This window comes from Streptococcus sp. P25B114 (genome assembly GCF_053010325.1).
Genome location: NZ_JBRKNW010000006.1, coordinates 31418 through 48079 on the forward strand (window position 1 = coordinate 31418; position 16662 = coordinate 48079).

At 41.9% G+C, this 16662-nt stretch carries 14 protein-coding genes and 1 pseudogene; 2 read left to right on the forward strand and 13 right to left on the reverse strand.

Going from position 1 to position 16662, the window contains the following annotated elements; genetic code table 11:
* Positions 1-99 precede the first annotated feature (99 nt).
* From ACVC7T_RS04190 to ACVC7T_RS04245, 12 genes and pseudogenes are all read right to left on the reverse strand, one after another.
* Positions 100-1779: a lactose-specific PTS transporter subunit EIIC gene (locus tag ACVC7T_RS04190; protein WP_447262534.1), complete on the reverse strand. Its 1680-nt coding sequence runs from the start codon at positions 1777-1779 to the stop codon at positions 100-102.
* Positions 1779-2096, reverse strand: coding sequence for a PTS lactose/cellobiose transporter subunit IIA (locus ACVC7T_RS04195; RefSeq protein ID WP_003048451.1), 318 nt, complete (start codon positions 2094-2096; stop codon positions 1779-1781). Before ACVC7T_RS04195 ends, ACVC7T_RS04190 begins: the two co-directional genes overlap by 1 nt.
* Before the next feature lie 31 nt (positions 2097-2127).
* Positions 2128-2961, reverse strand: coding sequence for a PRD domain-containing protein (locus ACVC7T_RS04200; protein ID WP_447262535.1), 834 nt, complete (start codon positions 2959-2961; stop codon positions 2128-2130).
* Between the two features lie 188 nt (positions 2962-3149).
* Entirely contained in the window at positions 3150-4127 is a 978-nt protein-coding gene (gene lacD, locus ACVC7T_RS04205; protein WP_447262536.1) for a tagatose-bisphosphate aldolase, read from the reverse strand.
* 1 nt (position 4128) lies between these two features.
* Positions 4129-5061 carry a tagatose-6-phosphate kinase gene (locus tag ACVC7T_RS04210; protein ID WP_447262537.1) on the reverse strand — a complete coding sequence of 311 codons (933 nt, stop codon included), beginning with the start codon at positions 5059-5061 and terminating at the stop codon, positions 4129-4131.
* A gap of 9 nt (positions 5062-5070) precedes the next feature.
* On the reverse strand, positions 5071-5586 hold the full coding sequence (lacB, locus tag ACVC7T_RS04215; protein ID WP_018031055.1) for a galactose-6-phosphate isomerase subunit LacB: 516 nt from the start codon (positions 5584-5586) through the stop codon (positions 5071-5073).
* A gap of 26 nt (positions 5587-5612) precedes the next feature.
* Positions 5613-6035, reverse strand: coding sequence for a galactose-6-phosphate isomerase subunit LacA (gene lacA, locus ACVC7T_RS04220; protein WP_447262538.1), 423 nt, complete (start codon positions 6033-6035; stop codon positions 5613-5615).
* A gap of 205 nt (positions 6036-6240) precedes the next feature.
* Positions 6241-7008, reverse strand: a complete 768-nt coding sequence (locus ACVC7T_RS04225) for a DeoR/GlpR family DNA-binding transcription regulator (protein WP_447262539.1) — start codon at positions 7006-7008, stop codon at positions 6241-6243.
* Between the two features lie 280 nt (positions 7009-7288).
* A complete protein-coding gene (gene pezT, locus ACVC7T_RS04230; protein ID WP_447262540.1) occupies positions 7289-8077 on the reverse strand; it encodes a type II toxin-antitoxin system toxin PezT in 789 nt (262 codons plus the stop codon).
* Positions 8077-8553, reverse strand: coding sequence for a type II toxin-antitoxin system antitoxin PezA (gene pezA / locus ACVC7T_RS04235; RefSeq protein ID WP_447262541.1), 477 nt, complete (start codon positions 8551-8553; stop codon positions 8077-8079). Before pezA ends, pezT begins: the two co-directional genes overlap by 1 nt.
* A gap of 116 nt (positions 8554-8669) precedes the next feature.
* Complete coding sequence (locus tag ACVC7T_RS04240; RefSeq protein ID WP_105123018.1) at positions 8670-9866, reverse strand: iron-containing alcohol dehydrogenase; 1197 nt, start codon at positions 9864-9866, stop codon at positions 8670-8672.
* A gap of 137 nt (positions 9867-10003) precedes the next feature.
* A pseudogene (locus ACVC7T_RS04245) lies at positions 10004-10351 on the reverse strand (CHAP domain-containing protein); the annotation flags it as partial.
* A 462-nt stretch (positions 10352-10813) separates the two neighbouring features.
* Here ACVC7T_RS04245 and ACVC7T_RS04250 point away from each other — a divergent pair.
* Positions 10814-11578, forward strand: a complete 765-nt coding sequence (locus ACVC7T_RS04250; RefSeq protein WP_105123042.1) for an alpha/beta fold hydrolase — start codon at positions 10814-10816, stop codon at positions 11576-11578.
* Between the two features lie 103 nt (positions 11579-11681).
* Positions 11682-12833: a glycerophosphodiester phosphodiesterase family protein gene (locus tag ACVC7T_RS04255; RefSeq protein WP_447262542.1), complete on the forward strand. Its 1152-nt coding sequence runs from the start codon at positions 11682-11684 to the stop codon at positions 12831-12833.
* A 97-nt stretch (positions 12834-12930) separates the two neighbouring features.
* On the opposite strand, the gene rpoC is transcribed toward ACVC7T_RS04255, so the two are convergent.
* Positions 12931-16578, reverse strand: coding sequence for a DNA-directed RNA polymerase subunit beta' (gene rpoC, locus ACVC7T_RS04260; RefSeq protein ID WP_447262543.1), 3648 nt, complete (start codon positions 16576-16578; stop codon positions 12931-12933).
* Between the last annotated feature and the right edge of the window lie 84 nt (positions 16579-16662).

The following is a 16662-nucleotide window of genomic DNA, read 5'->3' on the forward strand; positions in this document are numbered from 1 at the left end:
GGTTTTTTGAGGGAATACTGACTGTATTTTGAAAAAAACTAACGATGAGTAGCTGAAAAACTAGCCTTAGATGGAGGTGCTGAACTGTGAATACAGGTTCTAGAACTGTTGTTTGACAAAGTCAAGAGCACCTTGACCATCACGTGTGAGTTTAATGTATTGAGCCCCTTCAGTTTTGGCGAGTTTAATACCCAATGCATCGGTTTCTTGTTTAATGTCATCGTAGTTTGATGCTACTTGAGGTGCAAGGATGACTAATTGATACTCTGGTAAAATCTCACGGTGCGCCCCATAGCTTCCTGCTGTAGCTGTAACTGGAACACCATATTCTTTTGCAGCTTTCGTTAGAGCGTTAGCAAGCAATCCACTTGTACCGCCTCCTGCACAAAGTACCAGAACGTTGGTTTGTTCAGAAATTTCGGTATCAACTGCAGCTTTTTCAAGGATAGCATCCGCCTTGGCAGTATTAAAGTTAGCCGCCACTTTCTCTTTCAATCCATTTTCAACTTTCCCTGATTGTTCTTCAGCAAGAATTTGCTCATCGTAAACTTTCAAGAATGGATAATAGATAAGTACATCGACAACTACCAATAAGATAGCTAGTGCAAAGGCAAGTGGAGCAAAGTTTGTTCCCATTACAATCCCCAATGGTCCTGGAGTTGTCCATGGCAAGTTAACGCTGAAACTGTTCATTTTAAGCGTATCAACAAAGAATTTGAAAATCCATACGTTAGCAATTGGAGCTAAGATGAATGGAACAAAGAATACTGGGTTGAGTACAAGTGGTGCACCGAACAAGATCGGTTCGTTTACACCAAAGAAAGTTGGAACAACTGAAGCACGTCCAATTGCTTTATTTCGTTTAGACTTAGTCAACCACATAAACATGAATGGCACAACCAAGGTAGCACCTGTACCACCCATTGTCACAATAAACATTTGAGTACCTGAAGTCAGGATTTTGTCCGCATGTTGACCCGCCTGTAGAAGCTGGAAGTTGGTTTCAATATTGGCATAAGTAATGGCTGCAATTGCTGGTTCCACAATAGATGGACCATGAATCCCTACAAACCAGAACAAAGCATAGGCACCAAAGATAATTGTAATACCAACATAACCATCTGCGGCTGTAAACAGAGGCTCAAATAATTTCAGAATCGCCTCAGCAACGTTTGTTCCAAGGAATTGACGTGTAACAAGATCAATTCCATACAAGACAAAGATAGACAATGCATATGGAATCACATCTTTAAATGCCTGGGATACGTTCGGTGGAACTTCATCTGGCATACGAATGGTGACATTGTTTTTCACACAGACCTTATAGATATTAACCGTAATGAAGGCTGCTAGAAAGGCTGTCAAAAGTCCCTTAGTTCCCATGTAACCATTGGCAAATCCACCTTCAATACCATCAGAAGCCAGTAATAAGAAACCTGAAATTGAGGCAATCATGGTTGCAATGAAGTTAATCTGATTGGTTTTTGGCAATTGACGGTTAAACGCATCTGTCAAAGATTTTGCGGTCGTTCCTGCGACTAAGACAGCTACAATACCCATTGTATAACCGTAAGGTTTCATAATAGCCGCAACTACTTCATCAGACCAAGTAAAACCAAAGATATTAGGAACAAAAGCCACCAATAGGAAGATACTTGAGAACAAGATAACCGGCATGGCAGCAATAAAACCATCACGGATAGCCCTTAAATAAGGGTTTCTCGAAATCTTTTCAAAGAAAGGCTTCCCTTTCTCAATGAATTCAATCAATTTATTCATTACTTATCACCTCGTTTGTAAAGTTCAATCATATGACTCATCATATCTTTCAATAACAATGTTGTCATGAGATGGTCTTGGCCATGCATGAGAGTTACACTAAAGGCTAAATCCTCACCAGCCGCTTCTTTCTGCAACAAACTTGTCTGAGCATGGTGGGCTTCAACAATACAAGCATTGGCAGCTTCAACTAGTTCTTCTGCTTTTGCATAATCACCTTTTTGAGCAGCAGCCAGTGCCTCCATCAAACGAGAACGAGCATCACCAGCGAATGCAACAATCTCAAAACCTAATAAAGTAATTTCTTCTCTGTTCATAATACGAACCTCCTTTTAAAATTGAATTGATTTACAACAACCGTTGAATATGTAACACAATATAGAACCTTTCACTATCATTTACTGGCTCATCAACCAATGATGTAATCATCTCAAAAATCTGACTTCCAACCTGATGGGCTCTTGGATTCTGGAGCTTGATGTACTGTTCCAAACTAGCAATCGATTCATTTGATTGATGGGATCTATCTAAGTAATTCAGAAAATAGGACAAATGAATCATAAAGCGATCATAAAAATTGCTATTTTCTTTTGAGCGTTTAATCCCATTCTCTATCAAAATTTGTTCAACCTCAGCAATAATTTTCTTACTGATGTCATGTTCTTCACTTGTGGGATGAATTGTTTCACCTTTTGCATTGATTAAGTGAAGTGCAATTTTACCAATCTCATCATTTGGAAAATCATTTAGCAACTTTTCACGAAACATAGCTAAGGCTTCACGCCCCATTTTATATTCCAATGGATATTCAGCTGAAATATTGGGTAGTCTACTTTCTTGATAACTATTCTTTAAAACCGCCTGATATGCACAATAGATATGATCTGTCAGTGTCACATATAGATATTCTTGTACAGGATAATGATAAGTTTCTACCAGATGATTAATAACCGTGTAGGTTGCCGAAATAAAATCTAATGGAATATCTTTTAATAAGGTTAGAAAATTTTCTTTGGCCTCATCATTTTTTAGTGAAAAAATATTTTCTATCTTGTCCTTAACAATTAAATCCCCTTTTTTCTTTTGAAAGGTTATACCTAATCCCATCACGACTGCCTGTTCCCCATGTTCATTTTTCACCAGGGCAGCGTTATTATTTAGTGACTGTATAATCCTAAACATATATCCCTCCTATATTTTTAAGCAAAAAAAGACTACAAACAAACCGAGAATATCCTACTCTCAAATCCATTTGTAGTCTTGCCTAATCGAATTAGTTACAATCCACTCTATTCTTGCTGATGAGATTATTATAGCATATTCTCAGAAAATGTAAACCCTTTCTTTTAAGAAAATGGTTGTTTTTTCAATTATTTTTCTAGCCAGGATGTTGCAGTTTGAGACAAGACTGCATCAAGCCCTTCAATATTTTCACGACCAATAGTTCGTAACCATTCACGTGCTGCTTCTTCTCCTTGTTCGATGTAAACTGGCACAACACCTGCCCATGTTGCACGACCACAGAGAACACCGTTAAATTTAGCACCTGCTTCATGTGCAAACACTAGAGTATCTTGGAAGAGTTTTGCTGAAACACCTGCACTTAGATAAATGTATGGCAAATGAGTTGATGCTTCTTGTTGACGGAAATATTCGGCTGCTTCTTCTTTTGTATAAACGACTTCCCCTGTTCCAAAGCCTTCTACAAAATTCATGTTCACAGGTACTTCTACCTTGAGAACATCTACTCCAAAACGTTCATCCGAAAATACTTTCATGGCTTCATTTACTTTTCTAGGTTTAACTTTAGCAAACTCAACACTAGCATTGTCTTCAATCGTCTCATCATAGCTCAAAATCTCCAAGAAGAATGGCAAACCTTCTGCCTGACATTCTGAACCTAAACGTTCAATATAGGCATGTTTTTGAAGATTAACGTATGGATCACCATCAACGTCATAGTAGAGTAGAAACTTAATGGCATCTGCCCTCTCTTCTTTTAGTCGTTTGACAGACCATTCTACCAGGCAATCTGGCAAACGACTGGTAGAGCTGGTGTCATAGCCAGTTTTTTCATAAGCTAGGAGCAAACCGCACTGTTCGTCACGGGCGCGTGATGCTGGCAAACCAAATTCAGGATCTAACAGAATTGAGGAAGAAAACTGTGTTAATTCCTCTGAAACTAGTTTCTTTAGTTCTTCCATCTGCTCCACAGTAGGTTCTTCTGTCTGATGTTTTGCCATCATTTTTTTCAGGGCTCCACGTTGGTCAAAAGCTAAAGCTGAAATAATACCTGCTTCATTGCTTACTTTTTCCATGTATTTTCTTTTATCTGCTGTTGCTACCATATTATACCTCTTCGACTTCGATTTGAGAATACAACGATTCTGCATTTTCTAAATTGACGTAACCCGTCTGTTCTTCCTGGGCATTTAACATGCCTAAAACATTAGCATTTTTTAATAATTCTGCTTCGGGTAGAGCATGGACCAAACCTGCTGCAATACCTGCAACAGTTGAATCTCCTGATCCTACTGGATTGACGACTTTGATTTTTGGAATTCTGACACGATAGAACTTGTCATTGTGCTTGGCAAAAGCCCCCTGTGCCCCTAATGAGACGACTATCCACTCAATTCCTTGAAAAAGTTGACCAGACAAAACCGATTTCAACTCTTGAATATCATCCGTGACATCTTTTCCAATTAACTGTGATAACTCTTCTGTATTCGGCTTAATAACTGTCGGCTTCTGCTGGCTTTCTAAAACGTTTTTCAGCGCCTCACCAGAACAATCCAAAACAACAGCCACTCCACATTTTTTACAAAGTTCAATTACCTTAACATAGTAGTTGCTAGCAAGTCCCTTAGGCAAACTTCCTGAAATAGCAACAACATCTACATTGTTCAGGATGATTTCAAGATGTTCGATAAAATTCAAGGCTTCATGCTCTTGAATAGTTGGTCCTTGTTCTAAAATCTCCGTCTGTTTGCCATCATGAAGAACCGCAATGCAATTACGTGTCTCATTCCCAATTTCCACAAAGGAATTTTTAATATCGCTTCGAGTTAGTTGCTTTTTCACATAATTTCCAAGTTCACCACCAATGAAACCAGTAGCCACAACATCTTCACCGATTTGTTTCAAAACTCGTGTGACATTGAGCCCCTTGCCACCAGCTGTTTTTTGAACTTTTTCGACTCGATTGACAGTATCCAATTGAAAGGTATCCAATTGATAGGCAATATCAACCGACGGATTTAAAGTAATCGTCAAAATCATGTGAGCCTCCTAGTCGTGGTATTCTCCACGATCCCACTTTTCAAGAAATTCCGTAAAGAACTCTGGATTAGCCTGCTCTTGATTGAGCGTTTCAACTGCAGCAATCTTTTCAATCAAACGTTTGTTTTCTTCAGTTGGTTTGTATTCTGCTTTAATGAAGGCTTCAATGATGTCGCACATAAGCAACTCACCCGTAATTTTGCCACCAAAACCAATGACGTTGGCATTTAACTCTTCCTTAGCATAAAGCGCAGAGGTCATATCACGAACCAAGGCTGATCGAACACCTGGAACCTTGTTTACAGCATTGTTGATTCCAACACCTGTTCCACAAATACAAATTCCCAAATCTGCTTGTCCGCTTGCAACAGCTTCACCAACTTTTTTACCAAAGATTGGGTAATGAGTACGAACATTGTCATAAGTCCCAAAGTCCAATACTTCATATCCTTGATTTTTCAAATAATCTACCACAGCAATTTTTTCATAGGTTACAATGTGGTCACAACCGATTGCAATTTTCATCTCTTATTCTCCTTTGTTTACAACAATTAGCACATTTTATTTAGCATATCGACACGAATTTGGTGACGGCCACCATCATACTCACCTTCAACAAATCCTTTAACGATATTTTTAGCAATTCCCTCTCCTACAATCTCACTACCGATTGTAATAATACGCGAATTGTTGTGTCCTCTTGTCATATAGGCAGAACGTTCGTCTGAAACTTCTGCAGCGATCATGCCTTTGACTTTAGTTGCGGTCATAAATGGACCAACACCATAAGCATCAATCACAATGCCAAGATTTCCTTCCTCTTGATTAACTTCTGCAACTACTGCCAAAGTTGTATCAACAAAATCACTTCCATCACTGACATCTTTAAAGTCATATGAGTTTTCTAGCAAATAATCTTTAATAACGTCTTTTAGTTTTGAACCCGCTGGATCAGCACCGATAATGATTGTCATAACCTATCTCCTAACAAAAATAGTAAGTTGTAGCCATATTTGGCAGAATATCTTTGTTTTGCAAAACTGAGAAAAAGCGTTTTCGCTTTTTATGTTTAAATTATACAACCAAACAAACATAAAGTCAACATATTTTGTTTAATTTTTGTTTATTTTTTTCGTATACAAACAAAAAACCAACATTTTGCTGTTGGTTTTGATAACTTTATGATTTTGTAGAAATAATTTCAATGTGGTTATGTAATAATTGGTAGTTTTCATCATTCGCATTCATATCTGTCACTAGAGCAGTTACATCATTCAAATCACAAAAGGAAGTAAAATCATCTTTTCCAATTTTTGAGGCATCCAGCAGTAGATATTTTTCTAAAGAATGTTTAATGGCAATATTTTGCGTATAGGCTTCGGCTAAGGTAGAGGTCATGACATCAGTTCCCTTAAGTCCGTTACCTGAAAAGAAAATCTTGCTGAATCGCATTTTTTCTAAACTTGTATTGGTAATTTCTCCTACAAAAGATTCTGTCACTTGACGATATTCTCCCCCCAAGAGAAAGACTTGAAAATCCTCAGTCTTCTTTTGAGATAGGATGGTAAAAACAGGCATACAGTTGGTGATGACCGTTAAGCGAGGATTTTTAATGGCCTCAGCCAGAAAGGCCACTGTTGTTCCTGGGCCTAAGAATACCGTGTCTCCATCTTCTATCAGTTGTGCTGCACTTTCTGCTATCTCTTGCTTGGCTTCCTTATTTTGAATATGTTTCTCAGAATGGGAATATTCCCTATATTGAAAAGCCTTATTACTTCTAGCACCGCCGTGAATTTTTGTTAAGACACCTTGCTCTTCCAATTCAATAAAATCACGTCGAACAGTCATATCAGTAACATTTAGCAATTCTACTATCTCAGAAATTCGAACTGTGCCTTTTTTGTTTACCAATCGTGTAATTTCTTCTAGTCGTTCTCGTTTATTCATGTTTAATCCTTTGTTGTTTTTTTACATTATATCAAAAATAAACAAGAATATGTTGGAATTTTGAACATTTGTTCTAGGTGAATTGAAGCTTCTTATCAAAATCTCCGTTCAGAATTTTTTTACATCATTAAGATAGAGCCCAGCCATTCTTTGATAAAGGTTACTATTGATTAACAATTGATACATAGGGATTACCCGTTTTAGAAGCACCAACTATCTTTACTTTTAAAGCTTCGTATAAAGTAATCCTATGTTCTAGAATATAAGATACTGCATATAACTATACGTCGTTTCCATTACTTTTACTCATCTCCCTCAACCGTTCCTGTCCAAACTTCATCATCTCTTCCTCTACCTTACTCCATTTTCCAAAGAGATACTCTTGTAACACTTCTGCTACGGAACCTTCATCTGATTCAGAATCATATATACAAGTTCTATCTCTTTGGTAAATTTGAATTCGTTCAAAGAGTTTCTCACTTTCTAACTCCCTCAAGTTATCCACCAAGTTATCCACCAAGTTCTCTACAATCCCATCATGGTGTTCTTTTGGCGTTGCTCTGGCCTGATTGGAATCGATGGCATAAAGTTCTTCGTAACGAATCAAGGTGCTGAGATAAGAAAGCTCTGGTTTGGTACCAATTACAGCTAAAGAAACTTGGTAACCTTTAGAACGGAGTAATTGAGCAGTCTGACGAGGAACTTGAGTAGTTCGTAAGGTTCCCTCAATCAGCAAGTGATAACCCTGCGTGCTGAGTTCATCAACCAACTGTTCTACCATTTTTCCTGCAAATCCCTTGGTATAGTCCACGCTGTCCTTGCCATACTTTTCTTGCAGGGCTAAGTGGTTGGGATGCTGAGAACGGTAGCTATCACCATCGATGATAATAATATTACCTTGAAATTCTTTTTGCTTGATACGATGAATAGTCGTCTTACCTGCCCCGCTTTGTCCTCCAAGCAAGATAGCTTTTGGTCGATCTGGGATCGTCTTTCCTCGGGTTAAAGCCCGAATGGTTCGCTGTAAAGCCTTCTGAAACTCAGCTTCACTAAATTCTTCCAACCTCATTAAGCCACCACCCGATGATGCACCATCTCTAACATCCGCTCGATACCGTCTAAATAACCATTGTAACGCTCTATTTCATCGAAAGTATCGACAAGGTAAATCTTTGTATTGATCAATTCAGCCAAATCATCACTCATCAAAATCCAAGGGTTGGATTCATCATCAAAAGCAATATCTTGACTATCCTGATATCTATAAAGCTGTGATAAAATGGCAGCTCCACGTTCTTTTATCACTTCTACTTTTAAAGTCAGTTGGTAATCTTCAACAGGTGTTAGCATCTTATCCTCCCCTACAATATCGACATAAGAAACGTTAAATTTTTGACAAATACGATCGATGAGTTCTGTTGAAACTTTACTAGTTCCATTTTCATAACGACTCAGGCTATTGCGTGAAATCCCCACCATTTTCGCAAATTCTGGTTGTGTTAAATCGTGTGTATGGCGTAGTGATTTTATATTGTCTCCAATCATAGCCTTTCCCCCTATTCTTAGTTTTATTGTAACACAAAACGCACCAAATTTGGTGCGTTTTTAATCGATTTTTTTTCACAAAATAGCTCTCGTGCTCTTTTTAAACCTACTTAGGCCTAAAACTCCTCCATCTCCACAAAGGAGGCAAGAATAATCTCTTCCACATGGTCCACTGAAAGAGTCACAAAAACATTTCCATCCAAGCGACCATGCAACACAGCCTGCTCGCTCATTTCTCTCACCAAATCTTGGACTGGGATACCTACTTCAGGCAAGGTCATCGGAATTTCCATCTCATTTTTGAAGAAATGGTAGGTTTTCTCAATAGCCTGTCTAGCCAATTCTTCATCTGAACCTTCTGTCAGTCCCCAAACATTGCGGGCATAAGTTGCAAATTTCGCATGTGTCGTCGGATCAGTATCAACACAGAATTTCATCCAGCGCGGTGTCAAGACAGCCAAACCAATACCGTGCGTAATATCATAATAGGCCGACAATTCATGCTCGATAGCATGGCAAGTCCAGCCGCCCGCACGTCCACTAGCAACCAAGCCATTCAAAGCCAGGGTCGAGGTCCAAAGCAAGTTGGCACGCGCCTCATAATTTTCTGGTTCTGCAAGAGCCACCGGACCATGTTTGATGGCCGTCTTCAACAAGCCCTCTGCAATGCTATCCTGAACATCCACTCCAACTGTGCGATTAAAATATTGCTCAAAAAGATGGCTCATCATATCCGCCGTACCAGCTGCCGTCTGCCATTTTGAAACCGTGTAAGTCAAGGTCGGATCTAAGAAAGAGGCCCGCGGAATGAGCTCCCAGCCACCTGTACCCAATTTTTCATTGGTCTCCATATTGGAAATCACAGCCCCACGGTTCATTTCTGTACCAGTTGCCGCCAGCGTCAGAATATCTACAATCGGAACTGCCTGGCCAATCAGGCGAGGATTTTTGACCAAATCCCAGGCATCACCATCGTAATAAGCTGCCGCAGCCATAACCTTACTGGCATCAACGACTGAACCGCCACCGACAGCCAAAAGCATGTCTAGGCTATTTTCGCGAATCAACCTTCCACCTTCACGGACTGAATCAATCCGCGGATTGGGCTCGACACCTGCCAGCTCCACCCACTCAAAATCATTGTCTTTCAGCAAGGCCGTAACCTTATCATAGAGACCAGAGCGCTTGATGGAGCCACCACCGTAGACCAAAAGTACCTTCTTGCCGAATTGTTCCAAGACCTCTGGCAATTCAGCTAAGCGGTCACGTCCGAAACGGATGTCTGTCGGAATCTGTAAACGAAAATTATTCATCATGTCTCCTTTCAACGACGAGAAATGTATAAATTAGTGAAAACGCTACACTCTTAGTATATCATTCTTGGCTCCAAAAATCAGCTGCTGTAGATAGGAAAGCAAAAAGAGGCCAAGACCTCTTTCCTATCCCTTACCTAAGCATCCGCTGGTGGGTAGATATAGCTAACCGTACCTGCCCCGGTAGTCGTCGGGTTAAACCATCCACGGTAGTTTCCAATGGACATATTGCCATTAAAATTCGATTCCATCACCTGAATGGTCCCGTCAGCTGCTACGTCTGTCACATAAGCCACATGTCCATAGCCACCATCTGTCCATACGATAACGGCACCTACCTGAGGAGTTGTCCCAACCGTATAGCCCTGAGCCGCAGCACTTGCTGCCCAATCACCTCCATTGCCCCAATAGTTACCTACCCATGGCGCTAGCTCCTTTACACCCCAGGTACATTGGCCGACTGGATAGGTGTTGGCAGTATAAGTGGTCGTTACAGCGGAACTATAGGTCGTAGAGGCTGTAGAGACCGTCTCCGAAATGACAGCGCTACTGTTATCAGCCACTCCAAATGATTGGTAGATTGGAGCTGGATGTTCTCCCAGATAGCGCGGACCATAGGAATCAAAGGTATCTGCACTTGCCGAGGATTGTCCCAGCATGGCCATACCTGCAACTAAGCTTGCAGCGATTCCCAATTTCAACTTCTTATTTGCAAAAAATGTATTCATTTCAATACTTCCTTTCTTCTAGAACCTATATTCCCAAGCGAAGCACATTTATATAAAAAAATAAAGATGCCGAGCTATAAAGGTGGGTTCAGATATTACCCTATCTATCCTAAGGCAGAAAGCTTGAAGAAGACTTAAATAAATATGACAACTGTTACAGCTGACTCACAAGCAGATGACAAACATGTTATAATGGAAAAAATGATTGGAGGAAAGTCTATGAAACATATAATCTTGATTCACGGAACCTGGTGCGATGGGGCTGTCTGGGGAGAATTTGCCACAAAATTAGAAAAAATGGGCATCATTGTTCACACGCCTAGCCTGCGCTACCACGACTTACCCTATGAGCAAGTGATGGAAAAGGTTGGTGCCGTCAGCCTGACCGACTACGCTGATGATTTGGTTGCCCTGGTCGAAAGTCTGGAAGAGCCTCCTCTACTACTAGGGCATTCCCTGGGCTGTCTCTTGGCACAAATGGTCGCCGAGCGCACAGAAATCGCCGGCATGATTCTCATGGGGCCTGCCCCTACTGCCGACATCTTTGCCCTCTATCCAACCATGATTCGTTGTTTCATCCGCCACTTCCTGCGCTGGGGCTTCTGGAAAAAGCCCATGCCACCATACAAGGATGAGTTTTTCACCTATTGCCTCAACATCCAGGACCCTAGTCTCAAGGAGGATATCTTCAAGACCCTGGTTCCTGAATCCGGCAAGGTTTACACTCAGATGGCCTTTCCTTTCTTTGACAAAAGCAGAGCAGGCTATGTGGATTTCAGCAAGATTTCGGGTCCAGTCCTGGTCATCACGGGCAGCGAAGACAAGATGACCGTATCCGCCATCGCCAGAAAAACAGCTCAGAACTACGCCGAATCAGTGCTCGTGTCCCTAACAGGAGCCGACCACATGTACGAATCCGGCAAATTCCAAGACAAAACCCTCTCTGTTATCCGCGCCTGGTTGACCGAGAAGAATTTCATCTGATTCCCCACACCAATTGCGCTTAGGTTTCTCAAAAATATAGTAGATTATTTGACGGTTTTAAAGTATAATAAGCTAGTACGTAAAATCAGAAAGTTCCGCAAGCATGAAGCAATCTATCAAATCAAACATCCGAAAACGAAAAATACAAAGACCCCTATGGAAAAAATTAGCCATTGGACTCCTGGTCCCCCTATTGGCCCTGGGACTTTGGTACTCTGTCAGTCTGGCCAATTACTATCTCCAAGCACATCTGACAGAAAGATTTCCCCAGCATGTGCAAGAAATTTACTTCATTCTCTTCGCCCTGCTCTATAGTGGCCTTGTTCTGGTCCTGTCTTTCTCGCTCTGGCTCTGGTGGAAAGTCATTTTTGACGAAAAATTCACCTGGTGGAAACCAGCTTCCTTACTGGTCGTCTGGCTACCCGTCTTTCCAGTCTTCTACCTTGTTAAACAAGAGGCCAGACTGATTATCCCAAAGTCTCCACAGGTCATTTCCCACCGGGCCCTCAACGGTCCTAGCGCAGTTGAAAATAGTCTCGAGGCCTTCCAAATTTCCAGCAAAAGTAAGTTTGACTACATTGAAATTGACATCTGGGAAACAGCAGATTTGGAATATGTGGTCTTTCACGACCCTAATCTATCCGGCTGGACAGGGCTCCACTATCGGCCACACGACCTGCCCTTAAGCACTCTAACCAACATTAGCTTGACCGATCAAGAGGGGCACACAGCCCATATCGCCAGCTTTGATCAGATTCTGACAGAGGCCGAAAAGTCTGGTCAAAAGCTCCTGATTGATTTCAAAACTTCTGAGCTAGACAGTCCACAGATTGTGGAAAACTTTCTAGGAAAATACCAACAGCGTTTAGAGCAAGGCCAGCATCAACTACAAACAGCTGACCAAGAATTTATGAAGAGAGTCCTCAGCCACTCACCTAAATTTGAAACAGTCTTGATTATGAATTCCATCCTTGAGGAGCAATTTCCAGGTTTAACTGGATTCAGCGTCCCTTTGAGCGACCTGTCTCCCGAATTACATGATTACATCAAAGCCTCCAAGAAATTTCTCTATGTCTGGACAGTCAATGATGAAGCTGGCGTGACCCAGGCAGATGATTTAGCGGTTGATGGCATCATTTCAGACTTTCCTGGCAAGACCCAAGACCAACTAAACCACACCTTGGTGTATTCTAAGTACAAGGATTATTATCACAAGCAATTGGAGAACCTTCTCATCTTTCCAAGCTTAAAATAAAGACAGCATAGTAGCAATCAGGTGGACACCATCTGGTTGTTTTTTTTGAACAGGTTACACAAAAAGAGAAGACCAAACGGTCTTCCCTTAAAGCTTATTATTCAGTTACAGCTTCAAGGTCTGCTTCTGCTGCAAGTTCTTCAGCTACTGTGTCTTCAATGATTTCAACTTCATTAATGGCTTGTGGTTCAAGATTACGGTAGCGGGCCATACCTGTACCTGCTGGGATAATCTTACCGATGATAACGTTCTCTTTAAGACCGAGAAGGTTGTCACGTTTACCACGAATAGCTGCATCTGTAAGAACGCGAGTTGTTTCTTGGAAGGATGCGGCAGACAAGAATGAGTTGGTTTCAAGGGACGCTTTTGTGATACCCATAAGAACTGGACGAGCTGTTGCCGGAATACCACCTGCAATAACCACGTCAGCATTGGCATCTGTAAAGTCTGTGATATCCATGAGGGTACCCATGAGAAGATCTGTGTCACCTGGATCCATGACACGAACTTTACGAAGCATTTGACGAACCATTACCTCGATGTGCTTGTCGCCGATTTCTACACCCTGGCTACGATAAACTTTTTGAACTTCAGAAAGAAGGTAAGTTTCAACCGCCAAGACATCACGGACTTCGAGCAAGCGTTTTGGTTGGATAGAACCTTCGGTAAGGGCTGCACCACGCGCAACTTGGTCACCAACTTCAACCTTCATACGGGCTGTAAATGGAACCACATATTCACCTTCACCAGTCACACCTTTAACAAAGACTTTCTTGGTACGAGTAGAAGCATCTTCTTCAATAGCGATAACTTCCCCTTTGACCTCAGTGATAACCGCTTCCCCTTTTGGATTGCGAGCTTCAAAGATCTCTTGAACACGAGGAAGACCCTGCGTGATATCGCTGTTTGAGGCTACACCACCCGTGTGGAAGGTACGCATTGTAAGCTGTGTACCAGGCTCACCGATAGATTGAGCTGCAATCGTACCAACTGCTTCACCCACTTCAACCGCATCACCTGTTGCCAAGTTGATACCGTAACAATGACGGCAGACACCGTGACGAGTGTTACATGTAAATACGCTACGGATGGTTACTTGTTCAACGCCTGCATTGACAATTTCACGGGCAATATCTTCCGTAATCAATTTGTTTGGACCAATGATAACGGCACCCGTTTCAGGATGTTTAACAGTTTTCTTAGTGTAACGACCTTGCAAACGCTCTTCAAGTGGCTCGATCATTTCCTTGCCATCTGTGATAGAACGGATGTCAAGACCACGGTCTGTTCCACAGTCGTCTTCACGGATGATGACATCTTGGGCAACGTCAACCAAACGACGAGTCAGATAACCTGAGTCGGCTGTCTTCAAGGCCGTATCCGTCATACCCTTACGGGCACCGTGAGTTGAGAAGAACATTTCCAATACAGAAAGACCTTCACGGAAGTTAGACAAGATAGGCAATTCCATGATACGTCCGTTCGGAGCTGACATCAGACCACGCATACCGGCCAACTGGGAGAAGTTGGAAATGTTACCACGGGCACCAGAGTCCATCATCATAACGATTGGGTTCTTCGGATCTTGTTTTTCAACCAGACGTTTTTCCAATTTTTCCTTAGCTGAACGCCATTCATCTGTAACAGCTGCATAACGCTCATCATCCGTAATCATACCACGGCGGAATTGTTTCTTGATTTGTTCTACACGTTCGTGAGATTCTTCAATGATTTCAGCCTTGTTGTCGATAACCGGAATATCGGCAATACCCACTGTCAAACCAGCAAGTGTTGAATGATAATAACCCAAGTCTTTCAAACGGTCAAGCAGGGCTGATGTTTCAGTTGTACGGAAACGCTTGAAAATTTCAGCGATGATGTTACCAAGATTTTTCTTCTTGAATGGTGGGTTGATTGGCAATTCTGCAATAGCAGCCTTGATATCTGATCCTGGTTCCAAGAAGTATTTATCAGGAGTTCCTTCTGTCAAGTTAGCATTGTTTGGTTCTTGCAAGTAAGGAAGACCTTCTGGCATAATCGCGTTGAACAAGATTTTTCCGACAGTTGTCATCATGACCTTGTGTTTTTGGTTGTCTTTCCAAGGCTTATCAAGGCTATCTGTTGCAATACCAACACGGGTATGCAAGTGAACATAGCCATTACGGTAAGCCATAACAGCCTCATCCGCATCCTTGAAGACCATACCTTCACCTTCACGACCAGCATCTTCCATGGTCAAGTAGTAGTTACCCAAGACCATATCCTGAGACGGTGTTACAACTGGTTTACCATCTTTAGGGTTAAGGATGTGTTCTGCCGCGAGCATAAGGATACGTGCTTCTGCTTGTGCTTCTTCTGACAATGGAACGTGAATCGCCATCTGGTCACCGTCAAAGTCGGCGTTGTAGGCTTCACAGACAAGCGGGTGCAAACGAAGGGCTTTACCGTCGATCAGAACTGGCTCAAAAGCCTGGATACCCAAACGGTGAAGGGTAGGTGCGCGGTTCAAAAGAACTGGGTGTTCTTTGATCACTTCTTCCAAGATGTCCCAAATACGATCATCTCCACGTTCAATCAAGCGTTTTGCAGCTTTTACGTTGCCAGCAATATCACGGGCAACGATTTCACGCATGACAAACGGTTTGAAGAGCTCGATCGCCATTTCGCGTGGCACACCACATTGGTACATTTTAAGCGTTGGACCAACGGCGATAACGGAACGTCCTGAGAAGTCAACACGCTTACCAAGCAAGTTTTGACGGAAACGTCCTTGCTTACCCTTAAGCATGTGGCTGAGTGATTTAAGTGGACGGCTACCTGGTCCTGTAATTGGACGACCACGGCGACCGTTATCAATCAAGGCATCCACAGCTTCTTGGAGCATACGTTTTTCGTTTTGTACGATGATCCCTGGGGCATTAAGTTCCAAGAGACGAGCCAAACGGTTGTTACGGTTGATTACACGGCGATAGAGTTCGTTCAAGTCAGATGCGGCAAAACGGCCACCATCCAACTGAACCATTGGACGCAAATCTGGCGGAATAACTGGAAGGATATTGAGAATCATCCATTCTGGCTTGTTACCAGATTTGTAGAAGGCATCGAGTACATCCAAGCGACGAACTGCTTTAATCCGTTTTTGCCCAGTTGCAGTTTTTAACTCTTCTTTAAGAGCTGCGATTTCTTTTGGAAGATCTACCTGCTTCAAGAGGTCTTGAATAGCTTCTGCCCCCATTTTGGCAACGAATGAACCATAGCCGAATTCACGCAAACGCTCGCGGTATTCGCGCTCTGTCATGATAGACTTGTGCTCAAGCGGTGTATCTTTCGGATCAATCACCACATAAGCTGCGAAGTAAATAACTTCTTCAAGCGCACGTGGGCTCATATCCAAGGTCAAGCCCATACGGCTTGGAATACCTTTGAAATACCAGATGTGTGAGATTGGAGCTTTCAACTCAATGTGTCCCATACGCTCACGGCGGACTTTTGCACGAGTTACTTCCACACCACAGCGGTCACAAGTGATCCCTTTATAACGGATACGCTTGTATTTACCACATGAACACTCCCAGTCTTTTGTTGGACCAAAGATCACTTCATCAAAAAGTCCATCACGTTCTGGTTTTAGTGTCCGATAGTTGATTGTTTCAGGTTTTTTAACCTCACCGTAAGACCATGAACGAACCTTACTTGGTGAAGCTAACGTGATTTGCATACTTTTAAATCGATTTACGTCAACCACTAATAATCCCTTTCTTTTCTTGTGAGAGGTGGATGAGTCACACCTCGGATTCTTGAATAACCGACAAAGTTGCTAGACTGACTA